The 7741-nt window shown below is 58.0% G+C and carries 8 protein-coding genes; 2 read left to right on the forward strand and 6 right to left on the reverse strand.

The window, feature by feature from the left end; genetic code table 11:
- The 5 genes from AUR66_RS10565 to AUR66_RS10580 all read right to left on the reverse strand — a co-directional run.
- The coding region (locus tag AUR66_RS10565) for an AarF/UbiB family protein (protein ID WP_197409737.1) at window positions 1-407 on the reverse strand (407 nt) is incomplete at its 3' end.
- A gap of 118 nt (window positions 408-525) precedes the next feature.
- Window positions 526-1899: a TIGR00341 family protein gene (locus tag AUR66_RS10570; protein WP_058572392.1), complete on the reverse strand. Its 1374-nt coding sequence runs from the start codon at window positions 1897-1899 to the stop codon at window positions 526-528.
- A 229-nt stretch (window positions 1900-2128) separates the two neighbouring features.
- The gene (locus AUR66_RS21215) at window positions 2129-2302 is read right to left on the reverse strand and encodes a hypothetical protein (RefSeq protein ID WP_157533061.1); all 174 of its coding nucleotides are present in this window, start codon (window positions 2300-2302) and stop codon (window positions 2129-2131) included.
- Between the two features lie 126 nt (window positions 2303-2428).
- A complete protein-coding gene (locus AUR66_RS10575) occupies window positions 2429-3673 on the reverse strand; it encodes an AI-2E family transporter (RefSeq protein ID WP_058572393.1) in 1245 nt (414 codons plus the stop codon).
- 154 nt (window positions 3674-3827) lie between these two features.
- Window positions 3828-4292, reverse strand: a complete 465-nt coding sequence (locus AUR66_RS10580) for a DUF1269 domain-containing protein (protein WP_197409740.1) — start codon at window positions 4290-4292, stop codon at window positions 3828-3830.
- A 292-nt stretch (window positions 4293-4584) separates the two neighbouring features.
- On the opposite strand from AUR66_RS10580, the gene AUR66_RS10585 reads away from it, so the two are divergent.
- The gene (locus AUR66_RS10585) at window positions 4585-5196 is read left to right on the forward strand and encodes an HdeD family acid-resistance protein (RefSeq protein ID WP_197409738.1); all 612 of its coding nucleotides are present in this window, start codon (window positions 4585-4587) and stop codon (window positions 5194-5196) included.
- 61 nt (window positions 5197-5257) lie between these two features.
- Here the strand turns inward: AUR66_RS10585 and AUR66_RS10590 are convergent, their stop codons facing one another.
- The gene (locus AUR66_RS10590) at window positions 5258-6556 is read right to left on the reverse strand and encodes a hypothetical protein (RefSeq protein ID WP_058572395.1); all 1299 of its coding nucleotides are present in this window, start codon (window positions 6554-6556) and stop codon (window positions 5258-5260) included.
- A 272-nt stretch (window positions 6557-6828) separates the two neighbouring features.
- Here AUR66_RS10590 and AUR66_RS10595 point away from each other — a divergent pair.
- A partial coding sequence (locus tag AUR66_RS10595; RefSeq protein ID WP_197409739.1) for an alkaline phosphatase family protein occupies window positions 6829-7741 on the forward strand: 913 nt, incomplete at its 3' end.

A 7741-nucleotide genomic window follows, 5' to 3' on the forward strand; every position in this document is an offset into this window, starting at 1 on the left:
CTGTTCCCCTTGTACTGGGCCTCGTGTACCTGTGCGAGCGACCCTCCTGCGAGCGCTTCTGGGTCGAATTCGTCGTATTCCTCCACCCCGACGTCGGCAGCGACGACTGCTTCGATTTCTTCGAAGGGGCCGGGAGGAACGGTGTCCTGAAGCGTGATGAGTTCTCTCGTGTAGGTCAACGGGAGAACGTCTGGCCGTGTCGAGAGGACTTGCCCAATCTTGATGAACGTCGGTCCCAAGTCGAGCAGTGTGTCCCGCAGTTTCCGCGCCCGTTCTCGGTGTTGGGCCTCTGTTACGGTCCGCGGACGACCAACGAGGATGAACCTGTGTCGGTCACGGAGAAACGCGAGGAAAAAAGGGAGAAAGGCAAGGGCAATTTGTACGAGACGACGCGGGTACTGGAACATACGATTCCTCGCTTCAATGATACGATTGCAGAGACCAAAAAGTCACAGGCAGGAATTCCACCAGTCCACGGTTCTCGGCCGCACCGAGAACGTCGAATCCCCACCCAGCATCGAGAGATTAGCCGGTTAGGTGACCTGCATACCGAACGTCGGCCCCCGGCCGAGACGCGAGTGATGGCCAATCGATTGGTGGGTTCGGCTCTTCTCGCTCTGAGAGTTGTGCTTCGACGAATCCAACCCTGACGACCACGTCACGGCCGATAGCTTCGGTGATTTCGTCGTCCCACCGTTGGGCGAGGTCAGGCGGAATTTCCTGATTACGCGGAACTGCAATAAGGATGTTCACCTCCGGTTCGTTCCCGAGAATCACGTCGGAAATCTCGTAGTCGACGGTGACACTGAGGAGTTCGACACCTTCCAGATTGGCTTCCTCGAACCGCTGGTTCAATTCGTTCTGTACGTTCACCTCCAACGACTTCGTCTGGAAGGTCGTGAACGTAACCCCAGCGAGGACAATCGACAAGATGGCGATACCGACTGCGATGACGACTAAGCGCGAGTACAACGACGACCTGACTCCTTCGAATTTACTGGCCTCGAGCGGTTTGAAGCCTGCCAGATAGAAGAGGAGGAGTGCAGACAAGTTGATGGCGAGGAGATTGACCAGAACGAGCACGGCCGCGGTGAACGCGATGCCGGGCAACCCGAAGGCGAGGCCGAGGCCAGACGTCGCTGCCGGGGGGACCAGCGCGACTGCAATCGCGACCCCGACGAGCGTCGACCCAGACCCTCTCATGATGCTGATACTCCCGGCGAGACCAGACCCTAATGCGAGAAAGAGCGACAAGAAGTTGGGTGACGTTCGTTCTGCGACCTGCGGGATGGCAAGTATGTCGAGTTCTGGTGGGATGAGAATCGTCGCCTGGAGTATCCAGCCCATAATCGCCGCCGTCAGGATGGCGGCGATGAGTCCGGTCACCTGAAGCACCACACCGCGTCGGGTCATATTTGCGTCGTCGAGAATCGTCCCGACGCTCGCAGAGATGGCAGGGCCCATCAACGGTGCGACGACCATCGCACCGATGATGGTCGCAGCGGAGTCGAGAAGAAGCCCTGTCGTCGCGATGATTGTACTCAGAATCAGGAACGCAAAGAACGTCGAGTTCGCCGGTGCCAGGTCTTGGGCCCTGGCATACAGTTCCTCACGTGAGATACGTAACCCAGGGAACCGTTCGACGAGCGCAGAGAGTCGCTGTGAGACCACTGTCTCTGGCGCTAAGACGATAGTGTACGCGTCCTCCTGAATCCCCGCTTCCGTTAGACTATCTAACACCGTCTCCACACCGCTCGGCGGGACAGGGAACTGAACCATCGCTTCGAAATCACCCCGACCAACTTCCTGAAAGACGGCGTAGTCGATACCCTGTTCATCGAGAGCACCCAGTACACTCTCACTTGTTCCTTCGGGTATCAACACCTGAACGAGACGCATAGAGCGTATATGCTCTCAACGATAATAAAACTGGGAGCGAGATGACATGAGGGAGCGAACGTTTTCCTCGTTTGCCGTGTGAACGATTCGAAGCCGACACTCAGAAACGAGGGTGTTACACGGATACGTCCGTAATCCTGTATGTACGTATTCGGTGACTGTACGCTCTGTAGACAACTATCGCCGCTGAATACACAGAGACGTTTCGTCGGGCGACTGACCGAACCGATTAGTTTCGGATGTCGATACGAATCTCGTGAGTCTCGCCCTCGTCGGTCCGATGTCCACAGAACGGACAGAATTCGTAGTAGTGAGCACCCGCTTTTACGTTGTAGCCCGCTGTTTGGTCGCACTCGATACGAGTCGTGGCGCGTGGGGCGTCCGGGGGTGCTTGTCGTGACATACCACCCGGTGGACGGTGGGTGGATTTATACTTATTCGTCGTTTGTTTGTATTCTATCTTTGTTGACATTCGCTCAGGAAGGAAAACGTGTGAATAGACACCACACGGCATACTCTCTCGGTGTTCTCAGTCGGAGGGGACAGATCCGTCTTTGTCGTCGTCCGTCCCCCCTGACTGAGGCGAACGCCCGGCTTCGTCCCTCCCGAGTTCGGGTTCAGATTCGTCTTCTGATTCGGTCACATCGGGAGGTTCCGAGAGGAAATCACCTGTCGATGTCGGTGTACCGACTATCTCCGGGACGATATGTCGAGCGCACTCGACCACGACGATGAGCAGCAGTGGCCCCAAGAAGACACCGTGCCATCCGAAGAGGAGTGGACCAATCGTGTACGCTAACATGACTGCACCGACGTGTAGCGACCTGCCAGAGACGTACGGTCGCAGGAGTTGGTCGGGAAGGGTATCGACGATGATGACCGAGACGGCCGCGAAGAGGACGACGAACCAGAGCGCCGACGGGTCGGTGAGCAGGGCGTCGGCGAGAAGTATCAACGCAAGGGGAACCCACACGATTTTGATACCGATGACTGGGATGAGGCTTCCCACACCAGTCAGGAGCCCGAACAGTGCTGGTTCGGGGATGCGGACCGTCGCTGGCGCGACGAGGTTGAGTACGCTGTAGGTTGCAGCACCCAGCGCACCAGTGAGGACGGCGTTGAGGATGTTCCCGAAGTAGACCTGCGTGAGGTCACGGTCCACCGCTTCGAGGTACGACTCGAGCACACTGTCGTCACTCATGAACGTAGCGCGGGCCCACGCGGCGATTCGGTAATCGTCACGGAGCAGGAAGAACACCAAGATGAGTGCGATAAACAGGTGCAAGCCGACGTTCACGACGACGGCGAGTGACCCCGAGAGGGTGCCGAGAAGGTCCAAGAGTCGCTGGCCGATTCCGTTCGCCAGCAACTCCCCTGGGTCGGTGAGAAAGGCGCGAAGCGTGGACTCTGCCAAAGTCAGCAGTTCCGGGAACGACGGTATCGAGTCGACGCCGGGAATCGGTTCGGCAGTCAAGTCTCGCCCGAGGAGGTCACGTATCCCGCGAACTGCGACAGAGATAGTCCACACGACGAGAATCAACACGGGAATCGCCACGCTCACGAGTGCTAACGTCACCGAGAGCGTCCGGGAGGAGACGCGGTGGCTGATTCGAGCGTGGACCGGTCGAGTCACATAGTAGAGGAACAACCCGAGAACGAACGTTCCAACGTACCGCCACGTGACGTAGACGACGAGTCCGAAGAGGAGCACCGTCAGCGCCCACAATCCCGCCCGTTCCCGAGAGAGTCGCAGGTCGACGACTCGCCGAGTCATCGACGAACCTCCGTCTCGCCGAGGCGTTCCATCCCGCTCGATTGTCCACCGCACGGGTGGATTGCATTGTGAATCGACATCGTATCCTCACTCACACGTGCCGTGGCGAACCACGGACTCACACGCTAGCGTTCAAAAGAAATGTACGCCCCGCTCAGGCGGCAGTCGGTTCTTGGCCAAACGCTTCGCGGAGAGCGTCTTCCTGTTCGGGAGAGAGGTTCGTCTGGAGAACCTTCGGCGCGAGTGCTTCGAGTTCTGGGACGACGCGTTCGCTCTGAGATTCGCGGACGAGCAAGAACAGCGCGGAGTGTCCGGGTTCGATGGTGTCACCCACCTCTTTGATGAAGTCGTCGTTGATGCCGAAGTCGGCAAATTTCCCGGAGAGGGCACCGGTCACCGCACCGACGGCCATCCCGAGCCACGGTGCGAGGAACAAGAGACCGATGAGCATCCCCCAGAACGCACCACCGAGTGCGCCGGTTCCGACGAGACTCACCGCCTGGTCGACTTTCGTCTTCCCGTTTTCTTTCCGGACGACGATAGCGGCGTCGTCGAGTTTGATTAGCTCTTGTTTCTGTAGGTCGTACAACTTGTCACGCGCGTCCTTGGCACCCTCCATGGTGTCGAACGCCAGCACTACCAGGCTACTCATTGTGAACGTCAATTCCACGTGACGGATTATCAATACTATTCACGTGTTGCGAGAATGTCGTGACAAACGAATTATACCGCATCGTAGAATATTCGGTGAGAATCGTGTGTCAGGCCAACCAATACGTGACGGGACCGTCTGTCACCGAGAACAGACGAAGCTCGAACACTCTCGATACCGCGTACTCGTCCGTCCCCGAGAACGTCACACACACAGTGCAAATTGCTTATTCTGTTTTCTCACCAATCTTGCAGGCGTCATGAGTACGACACCAGAAGCCTCGGGTCCGGCCGAATCGGCACCGAACACGATTCAGACGAACTGGCGGTGGATTGCTGCTGCAGGAGCTGTCATCGCCGTCATCGGCCTACTCGCAGTTCTCGCACCGTTCGTCACTGGCATTTCGATATCGTTCCTCATCGGCGTCTTCCTCGTCGCGAGCGGGTTCCTCCACTTCATCGGGATATTCAGAGCGAGAAACTGGACGGGGGCTATCTGGCAACTCGTCCTCGGCGTCGTGACGCTCGGTGCCGGGATAATTCTCCTGCTCAACCCGGTCTTTGGCCTCGTCACGCTGACGCTCCTCGTCATCGCCTACCTGCTCGTGAGCGGTGTCGTTCAAATCGCGATGGGGATTCGTCTCCGCGGCGAACCGAACTGGTTCCTGAGCATCGCGAGCGGTGCAATCGGTCTGCTCTTGGGTGTGATGCTCTGGGCCGGACTCCCATCGACCGCAGTGTGGGCGATTGGCCTGTTGTTCGGCGTCAACCTCCTCGTGAGTGGCACCTCGATGGCAATACTCGCTTACAGCGCCCGCAACGCGGCACCTGCTCCCGAGTTCGAACAGAGCGCACAAGCAGGTGGTGTCTAACTCTCACCAGTCGAGTCGGTGACTGTGGTCGAAGTGGGAGACGAATACCCGTCTCTTCTCGTTACGATTTTGGAGGCACGTACATCGGCGCGTCCACACCCAGTTGGTAGCCATCGGCGCGTGCGACAGCATTCAGGTACTCGGACATTGCGTACGCCATCCAGGCTTGTGCCCAGCGCATCAGCGTCGTCTTGACGGTGTAGAACTTGTGCTTCCGGTAGTAGAACCGTCCATCACCCGCATAGAGGTTCTCGATGGTCCACCCGATGATTCTGGAAGCCATCTCTAGGTCACCCGCAGCGGTGAAGACGGCGATGGCAGTCGCCGCGGCGTGGATGTCGCGCGGGTACGATTTCGACTCGTCCCAGTTTGGAGCACCGTCGGTGTCGAAGAGGACAGTCCGATAGAACGCGAGTCCGCGTTCGATGGTCTCGTCGTACCGCGAGGAGTCACAGACGCGCTTGTACCGGAGGAACGCGTCGAGGATGAACCCGTTGTGGTGATTGTCCATCGAGAGGTGGGAACTCGACGCCGGCACGCGATAGGTCCAGCCACCGATGTCGGCCTGCTGGTCGGCGATGAAGTCGAGAATTGCCGTCGCTCGTTCGAGGTCCGATTCGTCACCGTAGTGTGCGTAGATATCCACGAGGAGTCGTGCCCCAAGTGCCCCCGAGTTGAGTGTATAGTACGTATCGGGATGGTTCATGTGGTAGTTAATCTTCGCTCCGCCGTCGACTTCTCTGTAGTCGAGGTCCTCGACGACGAACTCCGAGGCTGTTCGCGCCACGGGGGCGTACACCGGGTCGTACGGAGACGCTGTGAGGAGTGCTTTCACCGCGAACGACGTGGAGACGACGTCAGGGTCGTTGGGCACGCCCTTCTGTTCCAGATGTTGAATCTCGTGTTTGTGGCCACCGCAGAACCCGTGGTATCCGATGCTACGGTTCTCGATGAGCCAATCGGCGAGGTGTCTCGCTTCGTCGAGGTAGTCCACGCTTGTCTCCTCACCCATCGCTCGCGTGTAGTGGTGGTAGTTCAGATTCGCAATCGTGAACAGCGCGGTTCCCTTGTAGTTTCGACGTTGTTCGACGAGGAACAACGGCCGAACGTTGATCGGCGGACGTTTGACCATCTCTTGGACGGCGAGGTTCACCCACTTGTTTTCGAATGGGAGTGCTCGCAACAGTTTGCTGCTCATCCCATCGCCGTAATCCCACCCTTTGTAGTCGCGGGTGCGTGCGTATTCGAGGGTGTCGGCGAGGATCTGTGTGAGTGGTTGTCCACCGAACTCCACGGAGGGGTCTTGCACACTCGTCTGTGGGCGGTCAGAAGCGGAGAGAAGTGAACCATTCTGCGACATACTACTATCGTGAAAGACAGACGTTGACGGCTTTGTTACGAGTATCCTATGCGGTCGAAAACCAGGCGACTGCAGAGTTACTGGTCCCATACGACGGGAGAGGCGAGTCGAGACTCTGAACGGCCCGTCCTCTCAGAGAACTCGTCGGCAAAGGACGGTACATATGTGATAGCCAAACGCCCGATGTATGTCGTTTATTGAAACTAAGTGCGCGTATAACAAAACGGTAGAATCACCACATTCTGAGTATGTCCACGAATCGGACGGGAGCAATGAAAACGCTGCTCGTTGGACTCGACTCAGCGTGTCTCCCGGTCTTACAACCACTCTTCGACGACGGTGAGCTGCCGACGCTCCACAGGATATTTTCGTCCGGCGTTCACGGTCCACTCGAATCCCAGATTCCACCATGGACGGCCAGTGCGTGGCCCTCGATGTACACCGGGATGAATCCCGGCAAACACGGCGTGTTCGACTTCCTCTCTTTCGATGGCTACGAGTGGAGCGTCGTCAACGGCAGTCATCTCAGAGAACGGACGTTGTGGGAACTGTTAGATTATCACGGGTTTTCGAGCGTCGTCGTCAACGCACCGGTGACGCACCCGTGTCGGCCCTTCGATGGTGCGCTCATCCCTGGCTACACGGCACCGGAGAACCCACAGGGTCACCCCGTTGGTATCGTAGACGACGTCCGCGACGCAATCGGAGCGTACCGTGTGTACCCACGTGACCCCTCACCGACCGACACATCACCGAGTGAGCGGTACTGTGAGCTGATTCGAATGCGTGGGGACGCATTCAAGTACCTCGTCGACCGCTTCGAACCGGACTTCGGATTCATCCAGTTCCAACAGACCGATACTGTGTTCCACGAGCGACCGGGTGACCTCGAATCGGTTCGCGACATCTACGCCGAAGTCGACCGACAACTCGAATCCATCCTCGACGCCTATCAGCCCGAGAACGTACTCGTCGTCAGCGACCACGGCATGGGCGAGTACACAGGCTACGAGTTCCGCGTCAACGAGTTCCTCCGTCAGCACGGGTTCGTCAAGGCCGTCAACGGTGGACAAGGCATGCCAACGTGGGCGACAGTTCGAGACGCGAAACTCAGAGCGGGCATCGAAGCGCAATCTGTCGAAGAGAGCCTCCCCGCTAGAGCGATGCAGTTTGTCGCTCGAACCG

Source organism: Haloferax profundi, from assembly GCF_001469865.1.
GTDB classification, from domain to species: Archaea; Halobacteriota; Halobacteria; order Halobacteriales; family Haloferacaceae; genus Haloferax; species Haloferax profundi.